Genomic DNA, 23,498 nt, shown 5'->3' with positions numbered 1-23,498 from the left:
ACCACTCGGTGTCTGGCCGGCGGGGAGTCGTGACCGACCGACACCCCGGCACGTCCCCGCACCGGACGCAGAACGTCCCCGCACCGACGCGCCTTCCCGTCCCCGCACCGAACGCAGAACGGCCCCGCACCGATCGGTACGGGGCCGTTCTCGTGCGAGGTGTCAGCGGCGGCCGACGGCCTTCCACGCGAGCGGCAGGATGCCGGCGGCGATGAGCGCCTTGGCGACGCCACCGACGATGAACGGGTACAGGCCGGCGGCGAGCACCGACTGGACGTCGTTCGGCGCACCGAGCTGGCCGAGCGCCACGGCCAAGTACGGCAGACCGGTCACGAACGGGATGGCACTCGCGAGCAGCATCGCGACCGCCGCGCGACCGACGTGGCGGTCCCAGTTGCGGCGGGCGAGCCAGCCGACGAGCCCGGCGGCCGGGATGAAGCCGATGACGTACCCGAAGCTCGGCAGTGCCAGCGCCTGCAGGCCGCCCTGCATGTCGGCGAAGAACGGCGCACCCGCGAGTCCGGCGACGGCGTAGACGAGCAGCGAGAGCATGCCGCGACGTGCGCCGAGGGTCGCGCCGACGAGCACGACGGCGAGCGTCTGCCCGGTGATCGGGACCGGCCACATCGGGACCTCGAGCTGCGCCATCGCGGCGGTGAACAGGGCTCCGCCGGCGACGAGGGCGGCGTCGGTGGCCAGCCCGTGCGTGCGCAGACGGTCGGCGAGGACTGCGCGGGGAGCGAACCCGGTGGCGTTCGTCATGGATTCTCCTAGAATGGACTGCTGGTTCCGTTCGGAACCATCGGTCCCGTCAGCGTAGCGGTGCACCTCACGCACACACCGTTGTGCAAACCCACCAACTGATTGGACGTCCACTGTGCTTGCCGTGCACGAACTCGAGATCCGCGTCGGAGCTCGTCTCCTCATGGAAGACGTGTCCTTCCGTGTCGAGAAGGGCGACAAGATCGGACTCGTCGGCCGCAACGGCGCGGGGAAGACGACGATGACCAAGGCCCTCGCGGGCGAGACGCAGCCCACCGGCGGCAAGATCGAGCGCGGTGGGGAGATCGGCTACCTGCCGCAGGACCCCCGCTCGGGCGACCCCGAGGAGACCGCGCGGAAGCGCATCCTCGACGCCCGCGGGCTCGGTGAGCTCGTGGAGGGCATCCGCCTCGCGACCCTTGACATGGCGAGTGACGACGCGGCCGTGGCCGAGAAGGCGATGCGGCGCTACAGCCGCCTCGACGACCAGTTCAACGCGCTCGGTGGCTACGCGGCCGAGGCCGAGGCTGCCTCGATCGCGTCGAACCTGAAGCTGCCGGACCGCATCCTCGACCAGCAGCTCAAGACGCTCTCGGGTGGTCAGCGCCGGCGCATCGAGCTCGCCCGGATCCTGTTCTCGGACGCCGAGACGATGATCCTCGACGAGCCGACCAACCACCTCGACGCCGACTCCGTCGTGTGGCTCCGCGAGCACCTGAAGACCTACCCCGGTGGCGTCATCATCATCTCCCACGACGTCGAGCTCGTCGACGAGGTCGTGAACCGCGTCTTCTACCTGGACGCCAACCGCCAGACCATCGACATCTACAACATGGGCTGGAAGCTGTACCAGCGGCAGCGCGTCGCCGACGAGGAGCGCCGCCGCAAGGAGCGCGCGGGCGCCGAGAAGAAGGCCGCCACGCTCAAGGACCAGGCCGCCCGGTTCGGCGCCAAGGCGTCGAAGGCCGCGGCAGCCCACCAGATGGTCGCGCGTGCCGACAAGCTGCTCGCCGGCCTCGAGGACGAGCGCGTCGCCGACCGGGTCGCGAAGATCCGCTTCCCCACCCCGGCGCCGTGCGGCCGCACCCCGCTGATGGCCGAGGGGCTGTCGAAGTCCTACGGGTCGCTCGAGATCTTCGCGGGTGTCGACCTGGCGATCGACCGCGGTTCGCGCGTGGTCATCCTCGGCTTCAACGGTGCGGGCAAGACGACGCTGCTGCGCATCCTGGCGGGTGCGGACCAGCCGGACACGGGTGAGATCCAGCCCGGCCACGGTCTGCGCATCGGCTACTACGCACAGGAGCACGAGAACATCGACATCAACCGCACGGTGATCGAGAACATGGTGTCGGCATCGACCGACCTCAACGAGACCGAGGCCCGTCGGGTGCTCGGGTCGTTCCTGTTCACCGGCGACGACGGCTACAAGAAGGCCGGAGTCCTGTCCGGCGGTGAGAAGACGCGTCTGTCGCTCGCGATGATCGTGGTCTCCGGAGCGAACGTCCTGCTGCTCGACGAGCCGACGAACAACCTGGACCCGGCGTCGCGCGAGGAGATCCTCAATGCCCTCGCCGGCTTCGAGGGTGCGGTCGTCCTGGTGTCCCACGACGCCGGCGCGGTCGAGGCGCTCAACCCCGAGCGTGTGCTGCTGCTGCCGGACGGCACCGAGGACCACTGGAACAAGGACTACGCGGAGCTCATCGAGCTCGCCTAGCTGCCTGGGAGATGGCGTCTTGCGCACTCGCCGTGGGGACAGGCGGACGGGAGGCCCGTGGCGACGCCGCCACGGGCCTCCCGTCCGCTGTGGGGTCGCGTTCGCGTACGGCGTCCTGCGGAACAGCACCAGCGCGTCAGTGACGTGACGCGATGAGCTCGTCCTCGATCTCGGCGTCGGTCTTCGGCTTCGCGTTCTTGCGGCGTTCGCGCTCGAGGGCGCGCTCGCGCTCCTCGGGGTCGTCCTGGTTGAGGTTCCGGTACTCCTGCACCATCACGTACGCCAGGAAGCCGAAGCCGCCGGCGGCGAACAGGAACCACTGGATGAAGTAGCTCAGGTGCAGCCCGGTGTCGGCGGTCGGACGCTCCCAGCCGAGCGGGCGGGCCTCGGTCGGGGCGGGGGACTCGGAGGCGAGTTGCCCGTACGCACCGGTCCAGATCGGGTCGTCGACCTTGTTCGCCACGTCGGCCAGCGTGACCGACTGCACCTGGTCGGTGTCCTTCGGGTCGGAGCGGCCGGGGATGCGCGGTTCGCTCTGCTGCAGGCGGACGATCGCGGTGACCTCGCCGGACGGGGGAGCGGGCACGTGGTCGGGGGCGTCCTGGGCGTTGCCGGTCGGCACCCACCCGCGGTCGACGATGAAGGCGCGGCCCTCGGACGTGACCAGGGGCGTCAGGACCTCGAACCCGGGCTGACCGTTGTGCACGCGGTTGCGCACGAGCAGCTGCGCGTCGACGTCGTAGCGTCCGGTCACGGAGACCCGGAGCCACTCCTGCTCGTCCTGCCAGCTCGAGGCCTTCGGCAGCGCCCGGTCGAGGGGGACGGGGGTGTGGTCGTAGTTCTGCGCGACCTGCTCGTTCTGCCGGACGGCCTCGTTGCGGCGGTCCCACTGCCACATGCCGAACAGCGCGCAGACGACGGCGAAGGCGACGGCGATCGCGAAGTAGCCGAGCCAGCGGCGGCTCCGGACGAAGCGCCAGCCGACGAACGGTTCGCGGGGGTCGTGCTGCTGCGCCGCGGCACCCGACTCGGCGGACGCGCGCTGCAGCTTGGCGGCGTGCTTGCGGCCGTACCGGGACTGCGGGTCGAAGCCGTCGGTCATCGCGAGGTGCCGGTGGAGCGCACCCCGACGTCGTTCTTCGGCGCCGCGGTCGACTCGCGCTCGTCGACGAGGTGGTCGACGTCCTCGTGCATGCCGGTGACACGCACCGGGAACGAGCGGGAGCGCAGGTAGTCGGCGAGGAAGTCGCGGTGCTCCTCGCACGCGGCCCAGATCTTCACGCGGTCGATCGCGTGGATCCGGGGGTTGCGCCAGTTCACACGCCACCCGGCGGTCGACACGCAGCCGGCGCGGGAGCAGACCGGGGTGGAACCGGGTTCGGTCTGCAGGTCGAACGTCGCACCCATCAGCGGGGTCCCCACATCTTCGATCGGTCGCCGTTGCGCTGCCACTCGTCCTGCGCGTGCTGCGCCTGCTGGCGGAGGCGGTCCTGCTCGTCGCGGTAGGCCTGGGCCCGGGCGTCCTCCTGCTGTTCGCGGAGACGCGGGTCGACGGCGTCGTAGAGCTCGATGGACCCGGCGGGGGAGATCATGTCGCTCTCGGTCCGGCTGCCGGCGTTCGCGATGACGACGGCGACCCAGGGGATCACCGCGGCCAGGACGATCGGGATGACCGCCAGCCAGGAGTGCCAGATCGAGTACACGAGCACCGCGGAGATGAAGAGGACCACTCGGATGGCCATCTGCCAGACGTAGCGGGACAGGCGGTGCGCCCGGTCCTGCTCCGGTGTGTCCGGCAGCGACGTGATGCTCGTGTGCGTGCTCTTCATACAGATGGTCTCCGTCTACCCGTGGTCAAGCCTAATCCCGCCGGACCGATCGTGGGTGCGCCGCGCGCGAACCGGTGGGGTGGTCCGCTCCGGTACGCTCGTCCGGGCGTGTCCGCCGGGTCCCCGGCACCGCGTGCCGAGCAGATCCCACCGAACGGAGCGACCATGAGCACCCCCCGTACCGTCCTCATCACCGGCGGCAACCGCGGCATCGGCCACGCGCTGGCCGAGCGGTTCGTCGCCGCCGGCCACCGGGTCGCCGTGACGTCGCGCAGCGGTCAGGGTGGTCCCGAGGGCGCGCTGACGGTGCAGGCCGACATCACCGACACGGCCTCCGTCGACGCCGCGTTCACGCAGGTCGAGGCCGAGCTCGGTCCGATCGAGGTCCTCGTCGCGAACGCCGGCATCACGAACGACCAGCTGCTCCTCCGCATGTCCGAGGACGACTTCACCAGCGTGGTCGACACGAACCTCACGGGCACCTTCCGCGTCGTCAAGCGCGCCACGAAGGGCATGATGAAGGCCAAGTTCGGCCGCATCGTGCTGATGTCGAGCGTCGTGGGCGCCTACGGCCAGATCGGCCAGGTCAACTACGCGTCCTCGAAGGCCGCATTGGTCGGCATGGCCCGGTCGATCACGCGTGAGCTCGGCTCGCGCGGCATCACCGCCAACGTCGTCGCGCCCGGCTTCATCCAGACGGACATGACCGCCGCGCTCTCCGACGAGCTGCAGGCCGAGTTCAAGAAGGCGATCCCGGCCGCCCGCTACGGCACGGTCGACGACGTCGCCGACGCCACGCTGTTCCTGGCGAGCGACGGCGCCGGGTACGTCTCCGGTGCGATCATCCCCGTCGACGGCGGCCTCGGGATGGGCCACTAGCCCTCGGGCTGATCAGCCGCGCAGGCCGAGCGTCGCGAGCACAGCGGACAGGTCACGGTCGACGACCGCGACGTCCGCCTGCTCCCGCACGCGCGGCTTCGCGTCGAACGCGACCGACAGCGCCGCGACGCGCATCATCTCGAGGTCGTTCGCGCCGTCGCCGATCGCGATCGTCCGTGCCGGGTCGACCCCGTCCGCGTCCGCCCACTCGCGGAGCGCGACGGCCTTGGCGTGTGCGTCGACCACGTCGCCGAGCACGCGGCCGGTGAGCACGCCGTCGGTGACCTCGAGGCGGTTCGCCCGGCAGTGGTCGAGGCCGAGCTGCTCGGCGAACGGGTCGAGCACCTCGTGGAACCCGCCGGACACGACGCCGACGGTGCCGCCGGCGGCGTGCAGCCCGCGGACGAGCTGGTCGGCGCCCCGCGTCACACGGACCGCCTGCTGTGCGCGGACGAAGACGTCTGCCTGGAGGCCCGCCAGGGTCGCGACACGCTCCCGGAGGCTCTCCGCGAAGTCGAGTTCCCCGCGCATGGCGCGCTCCGTGATCGCCGCCACCTGTGGCCGGGTCCCGGCGCTGTCGGCGAGCAGTTCGATCACCTCGTCCTCGAGGAGGGTGGAATCGGCATCGAGGACGACGAGGAAGCGGGGCACGCACCAACGGTACCGACTGACGGGGGCACGGCCGCGTCCGTGACGCGAGCCGTGCCTCCAGGCCGTCCGTCCGGGGCTGCGCTCCGGGGGTCTGCTTCCCTACGCGTCGACGCGGACGCCCTTGCCGACCACGGTGATGCCCGACTCGGTGACGGTGAACCCGCGTGCCTCGTCGGCCTCTCGGTCGACGCCGACCTGCGCACCCGGCGCGAGGACGACGTCCTTGTCGAGGATGGCGCGGTTGACGACCGCCCCGGCGCCGATGGTGGCGCGCTCGAACACGATCGAGTCGAGGACCTTCGCGCCGGAGTCGATCGAGCACCAGGGCCCGATCATGCTGCGTTCGACCTGCGCACCCGACACCAGGCAACCGAGCGACACGAGCGAGTCCACCGTGGACCCGGTGTTGCCGTTCGCGTCGCGGACGAACTTCGCCGGCGGCAGGTTCGTCTGCTGGTTGAAGATCGGCCAGTCCTGGTTGTACAGGTTGAAGACCGGGACCGGCGCGATGAGGTCCATGTGGGCGTCGAAGAACGAGTCGATGGTGCCCACGTCGCGCCAGTAGTACTTGTCGCGGTCGGTGGAACCGGGGACCTCGTTGCGCTGCAGGTCGTACACGCCGGCGTCGCCGCGGTCCACGAAGTCGGGGACGATGTCGCCGCCCATGTCGTGGGCCGAGGTCTCGAGCTGGCCGTCGCGCAGGACCGCGTCGACGAGGGCGTCCGCGTTGAACACGTAGTTGCCCATCGAGGCCAGGATCTCGCCGGGGGAGTCGGCCAGCCCGACGGCGTCCTTCGGCTTCTCGAGGAACGCCTCGATCTTCGTCGGGTCGTCGTCGGCCACCTGGATCACGCCGAACTGGTCGGCGAGCCCGATCGGCTGACGGATCGCCGCTACCGTGGCACTGCGGCCGGAGGCGATGTGCGCCTCGACCATCTGGTGGAAGTCCATCCGGTACACGTGGTCAGCACCGACGACGACGACGATGTCGGGGCGTTCGTCGCGCAGCAGGTTGAGCGACTGCAGGATCGCGTCGGCCGAGCCGGCGAACCAGCGCTTGCCGAGCCGCTGCTGCGCGGGGACGGACGCGACGTAGGAGCCGAGCAGCCCCTCCATGCGCCACGTCTCCGCGACGTGCCGGTCGAGACTGTGCGACTTGTACTGGGTCAGGACGACGATCTTCTGCAGACCGGAGTTGACCAGGTTCGACAGTGCGAAGTCGATGAGACGGAAGTTGCCGCCGAACGGGACGGCGGGCTTCGCGCGATCGGCCGTGAGCGGCATGAGTCGTTTGCCCTCGCCGCCGGCGAGCACGATGCCGAAGACCTTCTTTGGTGCCATGCCGCTCACAGTAGGCGTCAGCACTGGGAACCGGTTACGTTGAACCAGTGCGAGTCGATCTGCTGACCAGGGAGTATCCGCCGGAGGTCTACGGCGGAGCGGGTGTCCACGTGTCCGAACTCACCGCCGCGTTGCGGTCGGGGACTGACACGGAAGTCCGTGTCCGGGCCTTCGGGGCCTTCCGTGACGAACCCGACGTGTGGGGCTACCGGACCCCGGACGGCCTCGGCCAGGCGAACGGCGCGCTGCAGGCCCTCGGCACCGACGTGGCCATCGCGGCCGACGTCGAGGGTGCCGACCTCGTGCACTCGCACACCTGGTACGCGAACTCCGCGGGCCGGATCGCGCAGCTGACCTACGGCATCCCCCACATCGTCACCGCCCACAGCCTCGAGCCGCTCCGCCCGTGGAAGGCCGAGCAGCTCGGCGGCGGCTACCGCCTGTCCAGCTGGATGGAGCGCGAGGCGTTCGAACACGCCGACGGCGTCATCGCGGTCTCGAAGGCCATGCGTGCGGACATCCTGCGCTCGTACCCGTCGATCGACCCGGCGAAGGTCCACGTCGTCTACAACGGCATCGACATCGACGCGTGGAAGCCGACCGTCGACGAGGACGCCGTGCGCGCCCTCGGCATCGACCCGACGCGCCCGAGCGTCGTGTTCGTCGGACGCATCACCCGGCAGAAGGGCCTGCCGTACCTGCTCCGTGCCGTGGCGTCGCTGCCGTCGGACGTGCAGATCGTGCTGTGCGCCGGCGCGCCGGACACCCCCGAGATCCTGGCCGAGGTCACCGAGCTCGTCGACGGGCTCCGGGCCGACCGCGAGGGCGTCGTCTGGATCGACCGGATGCTCGCGCACCAGGAGATCGTGAACGTGCTGTCCTCGGGCACCGTGTTCGTGTGCCCGTCGGTCTACGAGCCGCTCGGCATCGTGAACCTCGAGGCGATGGCGTGCGGCATCCCGGTCGTCGGCACCGGCACCGGCGGCATCCCCGAGGTCGTCGCCGACGGGCTCACCGGCCGCATCGTCCCGATCGACCAGGTGCAGGACGGCACCGGCACCCCGACCGACCCCGACCGCTTCGTGGCCGACCTCGCCGCGACCCTCACCGAGGTGCTCGCCGACGAGGGGCTGGCGAAGCTCATGGGACGCGCCGGACGGCTCCGTGTCGAGACCGAGTTCACCTGGGACGCGATCGCCACCAGGACACGGCAGGTCTACGACCAGGTGCTCGGCCAGAACCCGTAGGCTGGTCGCATGCCCTCGGTCGTGCGCTTGTCAGACGTCTCCGTGGTCCGCAACGGGGCCACCATCCTCGACGCGATCTCGTGGGAGGTGCAGGACGACGAACGCTGGGTCGTGCTCGGCGCGAACGGTGCCGGCAAGACCACGCTGCTGCAGGTCGCCGGTGCCCAGACGTTCCCGACCTCGGGCGACGTCGAGGTGCTCGGGACCGAGATCGGCGGCGCCGACCTGTTCGAGCTCCGCCCGCGCATCGGCTTCGCGTCGACCGCGCTGGCACGTCGCATCCCGGTGACCGAGAAGGTCATCGACGTCGTGCTCACCGCGGCGTACTCGGTGACGGGTCGCTGGAACGAGGAGTACGAGGAGCTCGACGTCCGCCGTGCGCAGCGCGTGCTCGATGAGTGGGGCCTGGGGTCCTTCACCGACCGCACGTTCGGCGACCTCAGCGACGGCGAGCAGAAGCGCGTGCAGATCGCCCGTGCCGTGATGACCGACCCGGAGATCCTGTTCCTCGACGAACCGGCCGCGTCGCTCGACCTCGGTGCCCGCGAGAGCCTCGTCCGCACCCTCGGCGGCTACGCCCAGAGTGCGGACTCGCCGGCCATCGTCATCGTGACCCATCACGTCGAGGAGATCCCGGCCGGGTTCACCCACGCGCTCGTCCTCGCCGACGGCCACGTACAGGCCGCCGGCCCCATCGACGAGGTCCTGACGGACCAGACCCTGACCGAGGCGTTCGGCATCGACCTCTCGGTCACCAAGGACGCCGGTCGCTACACGGCTCGCGCCGCGTAGCGCTGCGATCCCGCCGTCTCTCTGGTATCGTGGACGGCTGGCGCAAGCCGACGACTTCCCGCGCAGTTCGCGCAATCCCATCACCGCTATCGAGGAATCTCCATGAAGACCGACACCCACCCCGAGTACCGCGCCATCGTCTTCCGCGACCTGGCCTCCGGTGAGACGTTCCTGACGCGTTCGACCGCGAACAGCGACAAGACCATCGAGCTCGACGGTGCGACCTACCCGGTCATCGACGTCGAGATCTCGTCCGCTTCGCACCCGTTCTACACGGGCAAGCAGCGCATCCTCGACTCGGCCGGTCGCGTCGAGAAGTTCAACCAGCGCTTCAAGGGCTTCAGCAAGTAAGCAGCCCCCACGCCACGCCCACGGGCGGTCCTCCTCCGGGAGGGCCGCCCGTTCGCGTTGTGCGGTCGTGGGCCTTGCGGTGGAGAGCTTGCGGCGCAGCATCCCTGCGCACAACCAAAGTGTGTCGGCGCCGCGTTCTCGCGCGGCTCGGATGGGCTTTGGTTGTGCGGCGGTCGCGCCAGGGCGGGGTCAGGCGCCGTTGCGGTGCGGCCAGCGGCCGTCGGCGGTGAAGTTCGGGTCGCGCTTCTTGCGCATGTAGTCCTGGAACGACGTGGCCTGCTCGGCACACCAGCCGACCTGCTTGCGGTGGAGTTCCTCGGCGGAGATGCCGAGCTCGTCCGGGTACTTGCCCGCGATGGCCTGGGCGACACGCCCGGCAGCGATCGCGTCGGCTCCGGCGTCGTGGGCGTCGTCGAGCGTGACGCCGTAGAGCTCGGAGGCGGCTTCGAGCGTGCGCTTGCCCTTGCGGAAGGTGTCGAGTGCCTTGTCGATCACCAGCGGGTCGACGACGTTGCCGATGACGGGGGAGGCGAACCCGTGGCGCTTCGCCTCGCGGTCGAGGACGGTGAGGTCGTACGGGGCGTTGTAGATCACCAGCGGGATGCCCCGGGCGAACACGGCCTCGATCGCGGCGATGATCTCGGCCACGACCTCGGCCGCGGGACGTCCCTCGGCCTGGGCACGCTCGGTGGTGTACCCGTGCACGGCGGCGGCGCCCTCGGGGATCGGCACGCCGGGGTCGGCGATCCACGCACCCTCGACGATGGAGGCCCCGGTCATGTCGATGAGGCCGACGTGGGCGGTGACGATGCGGGCCGTCTCGACGTCGACCCCGGTGGTCTCGAGGTCGAAGACGCCAAGCGCGTGCCACCAGGGGCGACCCGTGAGGTCCTGGGACGGAGCGGGCGCGTCGAGCTGTGCTGTGGGGAACGTCACGCGGTCAGGCTAACGGGACGCACCGACACCCCCGACTACCGGGTCGGCGCGCCGACGTGCAGCCAGTAGAACGACTGCGTGCCCATGGTCAGCGTCACGTTGCCGTCCTCGTCGAAGGACGGGAACGAACCGCCGCCGAACAGGTCGTAGAGCGGACGCCCCGCGAACTCCGGGGCGGACACCGTGACCGAGGTCGGGTTCGTCGCGAACGAGAACACGCAGAGGACGTCCTCGGCGGACGGGCCGAACTGCTGGCCGGAGCCCTCCCACGAGCGGACGAAGGCAAGGACCGAGTCGTTCGAGGTCTCCTGCACGTGCAGGGACCCGAGGCCGAACACCGGGTGGGCCTTGCGCGTGTGGATGACGTTCCGGACCCAGTGCAGCAGCGAGCGCGACTGGGCGAGCTGCGCCTCGACGTTGACCTGTGCGTAGTTGTACACGAGCGACTGGACGACGGGCAGGTAGAGCTTGCCCGGGTCGGCGGTGGAGAAGCCGGCGTTGCGGTCCGGCGTCCACTGCATCGGCGTGCGCGAGGAGTCGCGGTCCGGCAGCCAGATGTTGTCGCCCATCCCGATCTCGTCGCCGTAGTACAGGAACGGCGATCCGGGCAGCGAGAACAGCAGCGCGTGGATGAGCTCGAGCTCCGCGCGGGAGTTGTCGAGCAGGGGAGCAAGGCGTCGGCGGATACCGATGTTCGAGCGCATCCGCGGGTCGTAGCCGTACCAGCCGTACATCGCCTGCCGGTACTCCTCGCTCACCATCTCGAGCGTGAGCTCGTCGTGGTTGCGGAGGAAGACACCCCACGCCGCGCTGGCCGGCACGTCGAGGGTCTCGGACAGGATCGCCTTGAGCTCGGCGGCGTGCTGGGCACGGAGCGAGTAGAAGATGCGCGGCATCACCGGGAAGTCGAACGCCATGTGGCACTCGGGCTCCTCGTCGGTGCCGAAGAAGGCCGCCGTCTCGCGCGGCCACTGGTTCGCCTCGGCCAGGAGCACGCGGCCGGGGTACTCGTCGTCGACCATGGCGCGGAGCTTCTTGATGAACTCGTGGGTCTCCGGCTCGCCCTCTCCGTTGCCCTCCTCGGACTCGAACAGGTACGGGATCGCGTCGAGCCGGAGCCCGTCGACGCCCATGTCGAGCCAGTGCCGGACGACGTCGTAGATCGCCTCGATGACCGCGGGGTTCTCGAAGTTCAGGTCGGGCTGGTGCGAGAAGAAGCGGTGGAAGAAGAACTGGCGTCGGACCGGGTCGAAGGTCCAGTTGGACTCCTCGGTGTCGACGAAGATGATGCGGATGTTCGAGTAGTCCTCGTCGGTGTCCCGCCAGACGTAGAAGTCGCCGTAGGGGCCGTCCGGGTCCTCGCGGGACTGCTGGAACCACTCGTGCTGGTCGCTGGTGTGGTTGATCACCATGTCGATCACGATGCGCATGTTCCGCTCGTGCGACTTCGTGACGAGCTCGCGGAAGTCGTCGAGCGTGCCGAACTCCGGCAGGATCGCCCGGTAGTCGGCGATGTCGTAGCCGCCGTCGCGCATCGGCGACTGGAAGAACGGCGGCAGCCACAGGGCGTCCACGCCGAGCCACTGCAGGTAGTCGAGCTTGCCGATCACGCCCTGGATGTCGCCGATGCCGTCTCCGTTGGAGTCGACGAACGACCGGATCATGCACTCGTAGAAGACCGAGCGCTTGTACCACTGCGGGTCGAGCGTCAGGCCGGGCAGCTGGATCGGGGCTGTGAAGGTCACCGTGCTCCTCGTCGTCATCGACGGACCGGTCGACGGCCCGCCCCGGACACGATAGGCGCGAGATGCTGCGGGTGTCCGGGGTTTCGTGCGGTTCGCTCCCTAGACTGGCGCGGATGCAACCGCCCGTGCTCTCCCCGTACCAGTCGTTGATGGCCGCCACCCCGGTCGTGCACCGGGCCGTCCAGGTCGACGGCCGGACCACGCACTACTGGGTCTACGGGCCCGAGGACTCGGATCGCACCGTGCTCGCCGTGCACGGGTTCCGCGGGGACCACCACGGCCTCGAGACCATCGCCGCGCACCTGCAGGGTGTGCGGGTGATCGTGCCCGACCTGCCCGGCTTCGGCGTGTCCGATCCGCTGCCGGTGTCGGACATCGACGCGTACGTGGCCTGGCTGACCGGGTTCCACGCCGCGCTCGGGCTCGGCCGCGACACCGTGGTGCTCGGACACTCGTTCGGGTCGATCGTGGTGTCGGCCACCGTCGCCGCCGGGCTCGACACCCGACTGCTCGTCCTCGTCAACCCCATCGCCGCCCCGGCCCTGCAGGGACCGCGTGCCGTGGGGACCGCGATCGCGATCGGGTACTACCGCGCCGGCGCGGTGCTGCCGAAGCCGATCGGGCTCGGGATCCTGCGGAACGGCGCGATCGTCCGGGCGATGAGCATCGCGATGCTGAAGTCCCACGACCCAACGGTCCGCCGGTGGGTGCACGACCAGCACGACCGGTACTTCTCGGCCTTTGCGAACCGCACGAGCGTGCTCGAAGCGTTCCGCACCTCGGTCACCCACGACGTCTCCGAGTACGCGGACCGGATCACGGTGCCCGTGCTGCTCGTCGCGGCCGAGCACGACGACATCACCGCCGTCCCCGAACAGCGCGCACTCGCCGAGCGCCTGCGTGACGCCGAGCTCGTCGTGATCCCGGGTGTCGGCCACCTGGTGCACTACGAGACGCCGGCTCCGGCCGCGGCGGCGGTGCTCCGCCGGATGGCGGAAACGACCCGACGTACCGGGCGCCAGGGACGCCCTGGACGCGGCGCGGCCACGACGGACAGCCGACCGTCGGGGGCGGGGCGGGCCTCCCGGACGGCGGACGCGTCGTGACGCGCTTGCGCATCGGCATCGACTGCCGGTACGTGCGGATCGGTCGGCACGACGGCATCAGCCGGTTCACCGCGGGGGTCGTCGCGCACCTGCCGGACCGGCACGAGTACGTGCTGCTCGTCAGCGACGAGCGCCAGCTCGAGTCGCTGCCGAGCGACCTGCCGTGGGAGCTGCTGCCCGCGCCGACGGATGCGGGGGAGCCGCTCGTCGCCCGGCGCGTCAACCGGCTCGGGCTCGACGCGGTGTTCTCGCCGATGCAGACGATGGGGTCGCGGGGCCGTCGGTACGCGCTCGTCCTGACGCTGCACGACCTGATCTACTACCGCAACCGCACGCCCCCGCGGGAGTTCTCGTGGCCGCTGCGGCTCGGCTGGCGGGCGTTCCACCTGTCCTGGGCGCCGCAGCGGTTCCTGCTGAACGGCGCCGACGGGGTGGTGACGGTGTCGGAGACGACCGCCGGGCTGATCACCGAGCACCGGCTGACGCGGCGACCCGTGACCGTGGCCTACAACGCGGCCGACCCGGCGACACCGCGGTCGGCCGGAGCGCCACGTCGACGCTCGCTCGTCTACATGGGCTCGTTCATGCCGTACAAGAACGTCGAGACCCTGGCGGCGGCGCTGCCGCTCCTCGGGGCGGACTGGACGCTGCACTGCATGTCGCGGGTGTCCGACGCCGACCGGGCACGGCTCGAGGGGCTCGCGCCCGCTGGGGCGATCGTGTTCCACGACGGCGCCACCGACGAGGAGTACCTGTCCGTGCTCCGTTCGGCCACGGCGCTGGCGACCGCGTCGTACGACGAGGGGTTCGGCATCCCGCTCGTCGAGGCGATGGGCGTCGGGACCCCGGTCGTCGTCAGCGACATCCCCATCTTCCGGGAGATCGGCGGCTCCGCTGCGGAGTACTTCGACCCGGCGTCGCCGTCCGCCGTCGCCGCGGCCGTCCGGCGGGTCGAGGAGCGGTGGGACGAGGCCTCGCGGCAGTCGATCGAGCGTGCCGGACGGTTCCGGTGGCAGGACTCGGCGGAGCAGGTCGTCCGGGCCGTCGAGCGGGCCGTGGGGGACCGGCGGGGCTGAGGGATGGCGCTGGCGTGGTCTCGCGGTTCGTGGTCTCACGGTTGGTGCCGAGGCCGAACGACGATGTCGATGTCGTACGACGTCGACGGTGTCGTTCCACGTCGCCCGCCCCACCCCGCGACCACCCCCGATCACCGCCGATCACTTCGCCGCGACGACCTGCACGTCCGCCCCGGGGAACACCTTCTGCGTCTCCTGGGTCGCCCGCGCCACGATCGGCGGCACCGCGGCACCCCGACCCGGGGTCCGGACGACGACGGACTGGTCGCCCGCGGTGTCGGACGGGTCACCACCGCGCTCCCACGAGCAGCGGACCTCGGTGACACCGCCGATGTGGTCGAGCGTGTCCGCCAGTGCCAGGCGCTTCGCCGCGACCTCGCCGGCACCGGTGACGCCGATCTCCAGGTTGCCGAGGTCGGCGATCACGACGACCCGGACGCCGTTGCCGCCCGACTCGTCGGCAGCCCGACTGATGGCGGCCACCAGGTCACCCCGCGCCGCGGTGTCGAGCGTGGGGTCGGCGCGGACGGTGGCGACGGCATCGTAGCTGGCGAACGCGGTCTTCGACGGGGTGTGGTGCCGCACGTCGGTGACGCCGGGCAGGTCACTCACCCGCTCGTCGAACCGGTCGAGCGCGACGTCCGGCCGCGGGAAGACCCCACCGATGCCGTTCTGGACGCTCCCGATGATCGAGCCGAGCACCACGGCGATGACCACGGCGACCGCCAGGACACTGCCGCCGATGATGAACCAGGTGCGCGCCCGCGTGCGGGTCGGGACGCTCGCCGTCTCGGGACCGAACACCCGGTCGAGGTCGTCGCCCTGTTGGTCGAGGGCATGCTGGCCGTGTCGGCTGGTCCCGTCGTCGGACATGTGGCTCCCCTCACCCCGGTGTGCGGGTGCGTCGGAGCCTAGTCCCCGGTCAGCCCCGGCGTTCCAAGGGGTTCTGGTACTCGAACGCCGACCCACCGGTGTCGTCGGACACGTCGTCGATCGGGTCGTCGAACCGGACGAGTTCGGCGTGGAAGCGTTCGGGGTCCCACCGGAACGAGTGGATGGACCCGTTCCGGATCGGGGTGTGGCGACGGTCGGCGGTGCCGGGGGCTGCGGCGTTCACGACGCTGCGGATCACCGCCCCGTGGGTCGCGACCACGACGACGCCGGCGTCGAACCGGACCGCGATCTCGCCGAGGGCCTCGGTGACGCGGGCGAGCAGCGCGGAGCGGGACTCCCGGCCGGGGATGTCGTCGTGCGGGTACCGTGCCGACACCTCGTCGTCGGTCAGGCCCTCGGCCTCGCCGTAGGAGCGCTCGGCCAGGCCCGGGTACGTCGTCGGTTCGTCGAGGCCCAGGCGGTCGGCGATGATCGCGCCCGTCTCGGCCGCACGCGACAGCGGGGACGCCACGACGGCGTCGAACGGCCTGCGGGTCAGGAGCTCGGCGGCCTCGGCGGCCTGCCGTCGTCCGGTGTCGTTGAGCGGGATGTCGGTGGAGCCCTGGATGCGGCGTTGCGCGTTCCAGTCGGTCTCGCCGTGCCGGACGAGGTACAGGAGGGTCGTCACCGGTCGATCTTCGCAGACGCGCCCGGCAGGCCCGTCCGGCGACCGCGCCCGGCAGGCCCGTCCGGCGACCGCGCCCGGCAGGCCCGTCCGGCGACCGTGCCTGGCAGGCCCGTCCGGCGACCGCGCAGGCCCCTCCGGCGACCGCGACCGCAACCGCGCTAGTCGGTCGAAGCCGCTGCGCTGAGCCGCTCCGCCAGGTGCACGAGCGTCTCGGTGGTGCCGGCGTCGAGCTTCACGGCCGCACGGCGGTCGCTGCGGGTCTCGCCGCGGTTCACGATGACCACCGGGTTCTTGCGGCGTGCAGCGTGGTCGACCAGCCGCACGCCCGAGTTCACGGTGAGGGAGGAACCGACGACGAGCAGCGCGTCGGCGTCGGCGACGATCGACACGGCCTCGCGGAACTTCTCGGCCGGCACGAACTCGCCGAAGAAGACGACGTCGGGCTTCAGGTCGCCGCCGCACACGGAGCACGCGGGGACGACGAACCGCTCGACGTCGGTGATCTCGACGTCACCGTCCGGCTGCAGCTGCACGGACCCGGGCTCGTCGATCCAGGGGTTCGCCCGGTCGATGGTGGCGGCGAGGTCGGAACGGGAGAACACCTGGCCGCACCGCAGGCACACGGCGCGGTCCATCGAGCCGTGGATCTCGACGACGCGGCGGGACCCGGCGCGCAGGTGCAGGCCGTCGACGTTCTGCGTGATGACCCCGGCGACGATCCCGGCGTCCTCGAGTGCGGCGAGCGCCCGGTGCCCGTCGTTCGGCACGGCGGCTGCGAAGCTCCGCCAGCCCAGGTGCGATCCGGCCCAGTAGCGCTGGCGCTTCGCGGGGTCGGCCAGGAACTCCTGGAACGTCATCGGCTTGCGCACCACCCGCCCGGCGCCGCGGTAGTCGGGGATGCCGGAGTCGGTGCTCAGACCGGCGCCGGAGAGCACGGCGATGCGCTTGCCGCCGAGCACCTCGACGACGCGGTCCAGGTCGTCGGCGGTCACCGACCCGGCGGCCGCCCCGGTGGTCGGTCCGGTCGTCGACGCAGCATCATCCAGCACCCTGTTCACGGTACCCTCAACACCCGACCGTCCCGGTCGCTTCCCAGGCGGATCGGACCGTCGGCGGACCCGCGCCAGCGCCGCCCCACCGGACCCACGCTGCGACCCACGCCGGGCCCCACACCACCCACACCCCCCGCACCACACCGAAACGAGCCCCGTGCACCCCGTCCGCATCGACTCCCTCGACGATCCCCGTCTCGACGACTTCGCCCGGCTCACCGACGTGGCGCTCCGCCGGGTCTCGGAGCCCGAGGGTGGCCTGTACATCGCCGAGTCGAACACGGTCATCGAGCGCGCGGTCCGCGCGGGTCACGTGCCGCGGAGCATCCTGGTGCAGGAGAAGTGGCTCGACAGCGTCCTGCCCCTGGTCGCGGAGCACGACGGCCCCGTGTTCGTCGGTGCCGACGCCCTGCTCGAGGAGCTCACCGGCTTCCGCATGCACCGCGGTGCGATCGCCGCGATGCAGCGCCCCGAGCTGCCGAGCGTCGCCGACGTGGTGCGGGACGCGAAGGTCGTCGTCGTGCTCGAGGACATCGTCGACCACACGAACGTCGGCGCGGTGTTCCGCAGCGTCGCCGGCCTGGGCGCCGACGCGGTGCTCGTCAGCCCGCGGTGTGCCGACCCGCTGTACCGCCGGAGTGTCCGCGTGAGCATGGGCACGGTGCTGCAGGTGCCGTGGACCCGCATCGGCGACTGGCCCGCGGCGGGCGAGGAACTCCGCGCGCAGGGCTTCCACCTGGCCGCGATGGCACTGACCGACGAGTCCGTCGACCTCGACGCCTTCGTGGCGGACCTGCCCGACCGGGTCGCGCTCGTGATGGGCACCGAGGGGCAGGGGCTGACGCCGGCCGCGATCGCGTCGGCCGACACGACCGTCCGGATCCCGATGGCGCACGGCGTCGACTCGCTCAACGTGGCCGCGGCGAGCGCCGTCGGTCTGTGGGCGGTCACCCACGCCCGGCGGCTCGCCTCCTAGCGCACCACCGAGACCGTCGGGAGGCCCGGGGCGGCCCGGTCGGGCAGCATGCCCCCGGCGCGGATCACCAGGGCACGGTCGGTGGCCGGCCCACCGACCAGGCAGACGCCGACGGGCGCGCCGTCCACGGTCAGCGCCGGTGCGCTCACCGCGGGCAGCCCACCGACGCTCGCGAGCGCGGTCATCGCCGTGGTGGCGGTCCGGGTGCGCTCGAGCGCCGCGGCGTCCGAGTGGAGCAGGGGTGCGGGTCCGGGGACGGTCGGGAACAGCAGGGTCCGACCGTCCAGGGCACGGCGGATCGTCGCACGGACCTCGTCGAGACGTGCCACGGCGTCCGCGGTCGCGTCGGGGTCGTTCGCCCGTGCCGCGCGGAACCGGTCACCGACGACGGTGCTCAGGGCGCCGGGGTGCGCGTCGATCCAGGGGCCGTGGGCGGCGAGGGCCTCGGCGGCCTGGACGAGCCGCATCTGCTCCTGCAGCGCTGCGGGGTCCGGGATGCCGAGGTCGCGCAGTCGGACGGTCGCGACGGGTTCGTCGAGTGCTTCGACGAAGGCAGCGAAGGCGCGGGCGACGGCCGGTTCGACGAGTGCGACGAGTTCCTCCGGCACGACGAGCACGGTCGCATCGAGTGCCCCGCCCGGTGCCGACGGTGGCGGGACGGTGGCGTCGAGGGCGGCGAGCAGCACCACGCGGCTCCGCGTGAGCCACCCGACGGTGTCGAACGACGGCGCGAGCGGGAGCAGCCCGTCGCGGGACACCGTGCCGTGGGTCGTCCGGAGGCCCCAGAGCCCCTGGTACGAGGCGGGGACCCGGACCGATCCCGCGGTGTCCGTGCCGATCCCGATCTCGGCCGTGCCGAGGCCGACGGCCGATGCGGATCCGCTGGACGAGCCTCCAGGCAGTCGGGTGGGAGCCGCACTGTTCGGCGGCGTGCCGTGGTGCGCGTTCCGGCCCGTCAGGTTGTACGCGAACTCGTCGGTGCGCGCGATCCCGCGGATCGAGGCACCGGCGGCGAGGAGCGCGGCGACCGCTGCGGCGGGCGCGGTCTCGACCGGTGCTTCGCGCAGGTACGTCGGGTTGCCCGCGCCGACCGGCTGGCCGGGGACGGCGTAGAGGTCCTTGACGGCGACGGTCAGGCCGTCGAGCGATCCGGAGGCGGTGGGGGCGACGAGCGGGTCGCCGACGGCCCGCCAGACGGTGGTGTCGACGGCCCTGGGGCGGCCGGTGACGTGGGCCGCTTCGATGCGCCAGCCGGTGCCGCCGTCGCGGCACCAGAGCTGGGTCTGGAGGCCCTGCCCACCCGCGGCGAACCGGGACACCGACACGACGAGGGCGCGGTCCTCGGTCAGGGGGCGGACCTCGACGTGCGTCAGCGACCGGGTTGCCACCCCACCCCGTGCCCCGCGGAACGCGCTGATCGCGTCGTGCCCGACGAGCAGGCCACGGTCGTCGCCGCGCATCGTGCCGGGGGAGTCGACGAAGGCGGCGTCGAGGGCGTCGAGGTCGTTGGCCAGCAGGGCGGTCTCGTAGGCGTCGAGCGCCTCGAGCAGTCCGTCGGGCGCCGTCGACGTGGGGGGCGTGGTCATCGGACGGGCTCCTCGAAGTCGGCCTTGCGGATGCGGGCGTGGACACCGGTGACCAGGTCCACCACCTGCGAGATGTTGAAGTCGGTCGCCGCGGACAGGTACGCGTACGCCAGGTGGCGTTCCATGCCCCAGCGCGCGCCGAGGATCGCGACGGCGTGCCGGACGCACTGCCGGACGGCCTCGTCGAGGTCGGGGTCCATGCCGGTGGGCACGAGGAACTCCTGCGTCTCGGCGACGGGCCAGACCAGGTCCCCGAAGCGCGCGGTCGCCTCGGAAGCCGGGGTCAGGTCGAAGCGGATCGTGGCGCGGAGCGAGGCCTCCATCGCGGTGAGCGCCACCTCGCCGTCGCCCTGGGCGAAGTGCGGGTCACCGACGTGGGCGAGCGCGCCGGGGACGAGCACCGGCAGGTGCAGCTGCGAGCCGGCCTGCAGCAGGTTGACGTCGATGTTGCCGCCGTGGCGACCGGGCGGGACGGAGTGCAGCCGCTCCCCGGGGGTGGCGACGCCCATGATCCCGAGGAACGGGGCGAGGGGGAAGTGCGCGAAGCGGTCGCGGGCGGCGGTGAGCGGGATGCGGCCCCGCCGGCCCAGGTCGGTGTCCACGACGTCGGCGAAGACGCTCACCGTCGTGCCGTCGACCGGGAACTCACCGTGCAGGGCACCGCGGCCGTGCCGGTTCGACACGACGCCGTAGTGCACCCGGGGCAGGGTCTCGAGGACCGTCATCGTCAGCACGTCCCCGGGACGGGCACCGCGCACCGCGATCGGCCCGGACACCACGTGTGGACCGTCCGCCGCGGGGTCGCGGTGGCCGGAGCGGGCGATCGCGACGGCGTCGGCGAGGACGTGCTCTGGTGCGACGCCGTGGTCGCCGAACCAGGCAACGGGGTCGCTGCCCTGGTCGGGGAGGATCCCCTCGTGGCTGACCGTGTCGATGGTGACCGACTCACCCGGGGCGATCGTCAGGGCCGGGGTGTCGCCCTCGCCCGGCAGGCGACCCCACAGGACGGTCTCCGGGTCGACGGGCAGGAAGTGGTCGCCGCGGACGGGTCCGGCGCCGGGCTGCAGGGTCGCCACCGCCGGGGCGGTGGTCTCGTGTGCGGTGGTCATCGGTCCGTCCTCCGTTCGACCAGGTGGGCCACGTCGGCGAGGTGGTCGGCCATCGCCTGCGTCGCGCCCTCGACGTCGTGCTCCCGGATCCGCCCGAGGATCCGCTCGTGCCACTCGAACGACGACCGGCGCCCCTCGCTGGTGCTGTGCGAGCGGGCGCGCACGTCCTGCACCCAACCGCTGCTGAGCTCGCACAACGACACGAGCAGGGGGTTGCCCGAGGTGCGGGCGACCTGCACGTGGAAGGCGACGTCCTGGGCGAGCGACTCCTCCGGGCTCAGACCAGCGTGCGTCGCGGCGAGGATGCGTTCCAGGGTCAGCAGGTCGGCCTCGCCGGCCCGCGCCGCCGCCAGTCCGGCGACCTGCGGCTCGACGACGGTCCGGAACTCGGCCACGTGCTCGGCCCGGTGGTCCAGGTCGTCGCGGTGGTGGTCGAGCAGGGCGGACGCCTCCTCCGGTCGCGGCAGCACGACGGTGCCACGGCCGGGGGTCCGGGAGACCAGACGACGGCGCTCGAGTTCCTGCAGCGCCTCGCGGATGGTCGTGCGGGACACGGCGAGGTCCTCGGCGAGGGTGCGTTCCGGCGGCAGCTTGTCGCCGGGCTGCAGGTCGTCGAGCACGAGCGTGCCGAGGTGGGCGGCGGTCGCCGCGCTCAGGGTCCGTCCACGGTGCATGCCCTCGACCGTAGGGCCGGTTGGTCTGCTTGGTTCATTGGTACGACCATCTTTTACACGGCCGTCACACGCGGCGTCGGAACCCGAAACACGGCGGGCGAATGGTGGAGCACGTCCCACCCGCACCGACCGGAAGAGGGTTCGACGTGGACCTGGTCCTCACCAACGCACGGCTGACCGACGGCCGCTCCGTCGACGTCGCGATCGCCGACGGCGTGATCGTCAGCGTGACCGACGCGCTGCCCGGGCTGGGCTCGGCGCACAGCACCGCCACCGGTGCCGCTCCCACCCGCGTGGTCGACTGCGCCGGGCGCGTGGTCATCCCCGGGCTCATCGAGGCACACCTGCACGTCGACAAGGCCCTGCTCGACCGGGAACGCCCGAACCCCGACGGCACCCTCGCCGGCGCCATCGCCGTCACGGGGGAGCTCAAGCGCGGCTTCACCCACGCCACCGTCCGCGACCGCGCCCGCACCCTGCTCGACCAGGCCATCACGAACGGCACGACGCTCGTCCGCGCACACCCCGACGTCGATCCGATCGTCGGGCTCACCGGCGTCGAGGTGCTGCTCGACCTGCGCGACGAGTACCGGGAGGCCCTCGACCTGCAGATCGTCGCGTTCCCCCAGGAGGGCATCGCCAAGGCACCGGGCACCCTCGCGCTGCTCCGTCAGGCGCTCGCCGCGGGGGCGGACGTCATCGGGGGATGCACCTACAACGAGCACACCCTGGCCGCCTGCCACGAACACGTCGAGACGGTCCTGGACCTCGCCGAGGAGTTCGGGGTGCCGGCCGACCTGCACGCCGACTTCGCCGACGACACCTCCGACCCGCGGTACGCCCTCGCCGGGCACATCGCCGACCGCGTGACCGTCCGCGGGCTGCAGGGACGGGTGGCGCTCGGCCACGTGACCTCGGTCGCGAGCCTGCCCCGCGGCGAGCGCCGGGTACTGTTCGACCGCCTCGCTGCCGCCGGGGTCGCCGTCGTGCCGCTGCCCGCGACCGACCTGCACCTCGGGGGACGGTCCGACGACCACGACGTGCGGCGCGGGGTCGTGCCGGTCCGCGAACTCTGGGACGCCGGTGTGACGAGCGCCTACGCGTCGAACAACGTCCGGAACGCCTTCACCCCGTTCGGCAACGCCGACCTGCTCGACGTCGGGCTGCTCCTGGCGCAGACCGGGCACCTGTCCGGCCCGGACGACCTGCGACGGGTGCTCGCCATGGCCACCACCGGGGCGGCCGAGGTCGTCGGCGTCGCGGACACCCACGGCATCCGGCCCGGCGCCGCCGCCGACCTCGTCGTGCTCTCGACCACCGACCCGGACGGCGTCCTGCTCGACCGGCCGGACCGCGCCCTCGTCCTCAAGCGCGGCCGGGTCGTCGCCGAGACCACCCGGACCGTCCGTCTCACCACCAGCCGCACCACGAACCGATCGAAGGAACTCAGCCATGCGTGAACGGATCCCGCACGAGATCGTCGCCTCCGTCCTGGCCGGTGCCACGGCGTTCATCGGCGGCAACGCCCTGCACCTGCCGACCTGGGCGATCTTCATCAGCTGGGCGGGGATGTTCCTGCTCGGCGGCAAGCCGACGCTGCGGAACGCCACCCGCCTGTGGGCCGCGATGCCGATCGGGTCGGCGTTCGGCCTGGTCATCGTCCTGCTCGACCAGCGGTTCGGCACCCTGTTCGGCGAGGGGCAGGCGGCGCAGAACACCGTGCTGGCGCTGCTCATCCTCGTCGTGAACTGCGCCCTGATGTACACGGGTCGGACGAAGCTGTTCGGGCTCGTCCCCGGGATGTTCCTCGGGTTCGCCTCGTTCTTCGCGACGTGCTTCGGCGGCTTCGGCTTCGACCCGGGGAACGCCTGGGCAGCCTGGGTGTCGGTCGTGCTGATGAACGCGCTCGGTCCGGTGTTCGCGTACCTGTCCCGCCGCCTGACCTTCGCCCGGCCCGAGCCGGCCGGCACCGTCGTCGAGGCCGACGCCGTCGTCGCGGCCAGCGGCGCAGTGGCCACCGGCGCAGTGGCCCCGGCCCCGGCCCCGGCTCCGGAACGCCAGCCCGACCAGCCCGTCGCAGCCTCGGCCTAGGAGCGGACCGGTACGCTCGG

The 23,498-nt window shown here is 71.7% G+C and carries 24 protein-coding genes; 10 read left to right on the top strand and 14 right to left on the bottom strand.

What is annotated here, in order from left to right:
- Window positions 1-162: 162 nt before the first annotated feature.
- Complete coding sequence (locus BR70_RS0108195; RefSeq protein WP_027465676.1) at window positions 163-762, bottom strand: biotin transporter BioY; 600 nt, start codon at window positions 760-762, stop codon at window positions 163-165.
- Window positions 763-877: 115 nt separating this feature from the next.
- Between BR70_RS0108195 and BR70_RS0108190 the strand changes: the two genes are divergently transcribed.
- Window positions 878-2,476: an ABC-F family ATP-binding cassette domain-containing protein gene (locus tag BR70_RS0108190; protein ID WP_027465675.1), complete on the top strand. Its 1,599-nt coding sequence runs from the start codon at window positions 878-880 to the stop codon at window positions 2,474-2,476.
- 136 nt (window positions 2,477-2,612) lie between these two features.
- On the opposite strand, the gene BR70_RS0108185 is transcribed toward BR70_RS0108190, so the two are convergent.
- From BR70_RS0108185 to BR70_RS22240, 3 genes are read right to left on the bottom strand one after another with little or no spacing between them, the layout of a single operon-like run.
- The gene (locus BR70_RS0108185; protein ID WP_027465674.1) at window positions 2,613-3,578 is read right to left on the bottom strand and encodes an SURF1 family cytochrome oxidase biogenesis protein; all 966 of its coding nucleotides are present in this window, start codon (window positions 3,576-3,578) and stop codon (window positions 2,613-2,615) included.
- Window positions 3,575-3,883, bottom strand: coding sequence for a hypothetical protein (locus BR70_RS20115; protein ID WP_442854634.1), 309 nt, complete (start codon window positions 3,881-3,883; stop codon window positions 3,575-3,577). Before BR70_RS20115 ends, BR70_RS0108185 begins: the two co-directional genes overlap by 4 nt.
- Window positions 3,883-4,305 carry a DUF3099 domain-containing protein gene (locus BR70_RS22240; RefSeq protein WP_051596733.1) on the bottom strand — a complete coding sequence of 141 codons (423 nt, stop codon included), beginning with the start codon at window positions 4,303-4,305 and terminating at the stop codon, window positions 3,883-3,885. Before BR70_RS22240 ends, BR70_RS20115 begins: the two co-directional genes overlap by 1 nt.
- Before the next feature lie 165 nt (window positions 4,306-4,470).
- Between BR70_RS22240 and fabG the strand changes: the two genes are divergently transcribed.
- The gene (gene fabG, locus BR70_RS0108170; RefSeq protein WP_027465673.1) at window positions 4,471-5,184 is read left to right on the top strand and encodes a 3-oxoacyl-ACP reductase FabG; all 714 of its coding nucleotides are present in this window, start codon (window positions 4,471-4,473) and stop codon (window positions 5,182-5,184) included.
- A 12-nt stretch (window positions 5,185-5,196) separates the two neighbouring features.
- On the opposite strand, the gene serB is transcribed toward fabG, so the two are convergent.
- Both serB and BR70_RS0108160 read right to left on the bottom strand, forming a co-directional pair.
- Window positions 5,197-5,835, bottom strand: coding sequence for a phosphoserine phosphatase SerB (gene serB, locus BR70_RS0108165; RefSeq protein WP_027465672.1), 639 nt, complete (start codon window positions 5,833-5,835; stop codon window positions 5,197-5,199).
- A gap of 99 nt (window positions 5,836-5,934) precedes the next feature.
- Complete coding sequence (locus tag BR70_RS0108160; protein WP_027465671.1) at window positions 5,935-7,176, bottom strand: glucose-1-phosphate adenylyltransferase; 1,242 nt, start codon at window positions 7,174-7,176, stop codon at window positions 5,935-5,937.
- A gap of 47 nt (window positions 7,177-7,223) precedes the next feature.
- Here BR70_RS0108160 and glgA point away from each other — a divergent pair, with 47 nt between their 5' ends.
- The 3 genes from glgA to BR70_RS0108145 all read left to right on the top strand — a co-directional run bounded on the left by glgA (window position 7,224) and on the right by BR70_RS0108145 (window position 9,566).
- The gene (gene glgA / locus BR70_RS0108155) at window positions 7,224-8,423 is read left to right on the top strand and encodes a glycogen synthase (RefSeq protein WP_027465670.1); all 1,200 of its coding nucleotides are present in this window, start codon (window positions 7,224-7,226) and stop codon (window positions 8,421-8,423) included.
- Between the two features lie 9 nt (window positions 8,424-8,432).
- Window positions 8,433-9,215, top strand: a complete 783-nt coding sequence (locus BR70_RS0108150; RefSeq protein WP_027465669.1) for an ABC transporter ATP-binding protein — start codon at window positions 8,433-8,435, stop codon at window positions 9,213-9,215.
- A 102-nt stretch (window positions 9,216-9,317) separates the two neighbouring features.
- The gene (locus BR70_RS0108145) at window positions 9,318-9,566 is read left to right on the top strand and encodes a type B 50S ribosomal protein L31 (RefSeq protein WP_017887280.1); all 249 of its coding nucleotides are present in this window, start codon (window positions 9,318-9,320) and stop codon (window positions 9,564-9,566) included.
- 189 nt (window positions 9,567-9,755) lie between these two features.
- On the opposite strand, the gene BR70_RS0108140 is transcribed toward BR70_RS0108145, so the two are convergent.
- On the bottom strand, window positions 9,756-10,502 hold the full coding sequence (locus tag BR70_RS0108140; RefSeq protein WP_027465668.1) for a 3'-5' exonuclease: 747 nt from the start codon (window positions 10,500-10,502) through the stop codon (window positions 9,756-9,758).
- 35 nt (window positions 10,503-10,537) lie between these two features.
- The gene (treS, locus tag BR70_RS0108135; protein ID WP_027465667.1) at window positions 10,538-12,247 is read right to left on the bottom strand and encodes a maltose alpha-D-glucosyltransferase; all 1,710 of its coding nucleotides are present in this window, start codon (window positions 12,245-12,247) and stop codon (window positions 10,538-10,540) included.
- A 113-nt stretch (window positions 12,248-12,360) separates the two neighbouring features.
- Here treS and BR70_RS20105 point away from each other — a divergent pair, with 113 nt between their 5' ends.
- Together BR70_RS20105 and BR70_RS0108125 are read left to right on the top strand one after the other, a co-directional pair.
- The gene (locus BR70_RS20105; protein WP_231495667.1) at window positions 12,361-13,353 is read left to right on the top strand and encodes an alpha/beta fold hydrolase; all 993 of its coding nucleotides are present in this window, start codon (window positions 12,361-12,363) and stop codon (window positions 13,351-13,353) included.
- Window positions 13,354-13,358: 5 nt separating this feature from the next.
- Window positions 13,359-14,429 carry a glycosyltransferase family 4 protein gene (locus tag BR70_RS0108125; RefSeq protein WP_027465666.1) on the top strand — a complete coding sequence of 357 codons (1,071 nt, stop codon included), beginning with the start codon at window positions 13,359-13,361 and terminating at the stop codon, window positions 14,427-14,429.
- Window positions 14,430-14,570: 141 nt separating this feature from the next.
- Here the strand turns inward: BR70_RS0108125 and BR70_RS0108120 are convergent, their stop codons facing one another.
- From BR70_RS0108120 to BR70_RS0108110, 3 genes are all read right to left on the bottom strand, one after another.
- The gene (locus tag BR70_RS0108120) at window positions 14,571-15,302 is read right to left on the bottom strand and encodes a hypothetical protein (protein WP_027465665.1); all 732 of its coding nucleotides are present in this window, start codon (window positions 15,300-15,302) and stop codon (window positions 14,571-14,573) included.
- Between the two features lie 49 nt (window positions 15,303-15,351).
- Window positions 15,352-15,990, bottom strand: a complete 639-nt coding sequence (locus tag BR70_RS0108115; protein WP_027465664.1) for a histidine phosphatase family protein — start codon at window positions 15,988-15,990, stop codon at window positions 15,352-15,354.
- Window positions 15,991-16,148: 158 nt separating this feature from the next.
- Window positions 16,149-16,982, bottom strand: a complete 834-nt coding sequence (locus BR70_RS0108110) for a Sir2 family NAD-dependent protein deacetylase (RefSeq protein ID WP_027465663.1) — start codon at window positions 16,980-16,982, stop codon at window positions 16,149-16,151.
- A gap of 217 nt (window positions 16,983-17,199) precedes the next feature.
- Here BR70_RS0108110 and BR70_RS0108105 point away from each other — a divergent pair, with 217 nt between their 5' ends.
- On the top strand, window positions 17,200-18,018 hold the full coding sequence (locus BR70_RS0108105) for a TrmH family RNA methyltransferase (RefSeq protein WP_027465662.1): 819 nt from the start codon (window positions 17,200-17,202) through the stop codon (window positions 18,016-18,018).
- Here the strand turns inward: BR70_RS0108105 and BR70_RS0108100 are convergent.
- Genes BR70_RS0108100 through BR70_RS0108090 form a run of 3 tightly spaced genes read right to left on the bottom strand, consistent with a single transcriptional unit; the run spans window position 18,015 to window position 21,387 of the window.
- Entirely contained in the window at window positions 18,015-19,604 is a 1,590-nt protein-coding gene (locus BR70_RS0108100; protein ID WP_027465661.1) for an AtzH-like domain-containing protein, read from the bottom strand. The two genes, BR70_RS0108105 and BR70_RS0108100, sit on opposite strands and share 4 nt — an antisense overlap.
- Window positions 19,601-20,713 (bottom strand): acetamidase/formamidase family protein, encoded by a 1,113-nt coding sequence (locus BR70_RS0108095; protein WP_051596732.1) that lies wholly within the window; start codon window positions 20,711-20,713, stop codon window positions 19,601-19,603. The genes BR70_RS0108100 and BR70_RS0108095 overlap by 4 nt, the downstream gene beginning before the upstream one ends.
- Window positions 20,710-21,387, bottom strand: a complete 678-nt coding sequence (locus BR70_RS0108090; protein WP_027465659.1) for a FadR/GntR family transcriptional regulator — start codon at window positions 21,385-21,387, stop codon at window positions 20,710-20,712. The genes BR70_RS0108095 and BR70_RS0108090 overlap by 4 nt, the downstream gene beginning before the upstream one ends.
- Window positions 21,388-21,533: 146 nt before the next feature.
- On the opposite strand from BR70_RS0108090, the gene BR70_RS0108085 reads away from it, so the two are divergent.
- Both BR70_RS0108085 and BR70_RS0108080 read left to right on the top strand, forming a co-directional pair.
- Window positions 21,534-22,847, top strand: a complete 1,314-nt coding sequence (locus tag BR70_RS0108085) for an amidohydrolase family protein (RefSeq protein ID WP_027465658.1) — start codon at window positions 21,534-21,536, stop codon at window positions 22,845-22,847.
- Window positions 22,840-23,478 carry a DUF1097 domain-containing protein gene (locus tag BR70_RS0108080; RefSeq protein WP_027465657.1) on the top strand — a complete coding sequence of 213 codons (639 nt, stop codon included), beginning with the start codon at window positions 22,840-22,842 and terminating at the stop codon, window positions 23,476-23,478. Before BR70_RS0108085 ends, BR70_RS0108080 begins: the two co-directional genes overlap by 8 nt.
- The last annotated feature ends 20 nt before the right edge of the window (window positions 23,479-23,498 follow it).

Origin of the sequence: Curtobacterium sp. UNCCL17, assembly GCF_000686685.1 — a bacterium.
In the GTDB taxonomy this organism is placed as follows: Bacteria; Actinomycetota; Actinomycetes; order Actinomycetales; family Microbacteriaceae; genus Curtobacterium; species Curtobacterium flaccumfaciens.
Note: the sequence above shows the minus strand (reverse complement) of the source record. Positions and strands in the feature narration are given on the sequence as shown.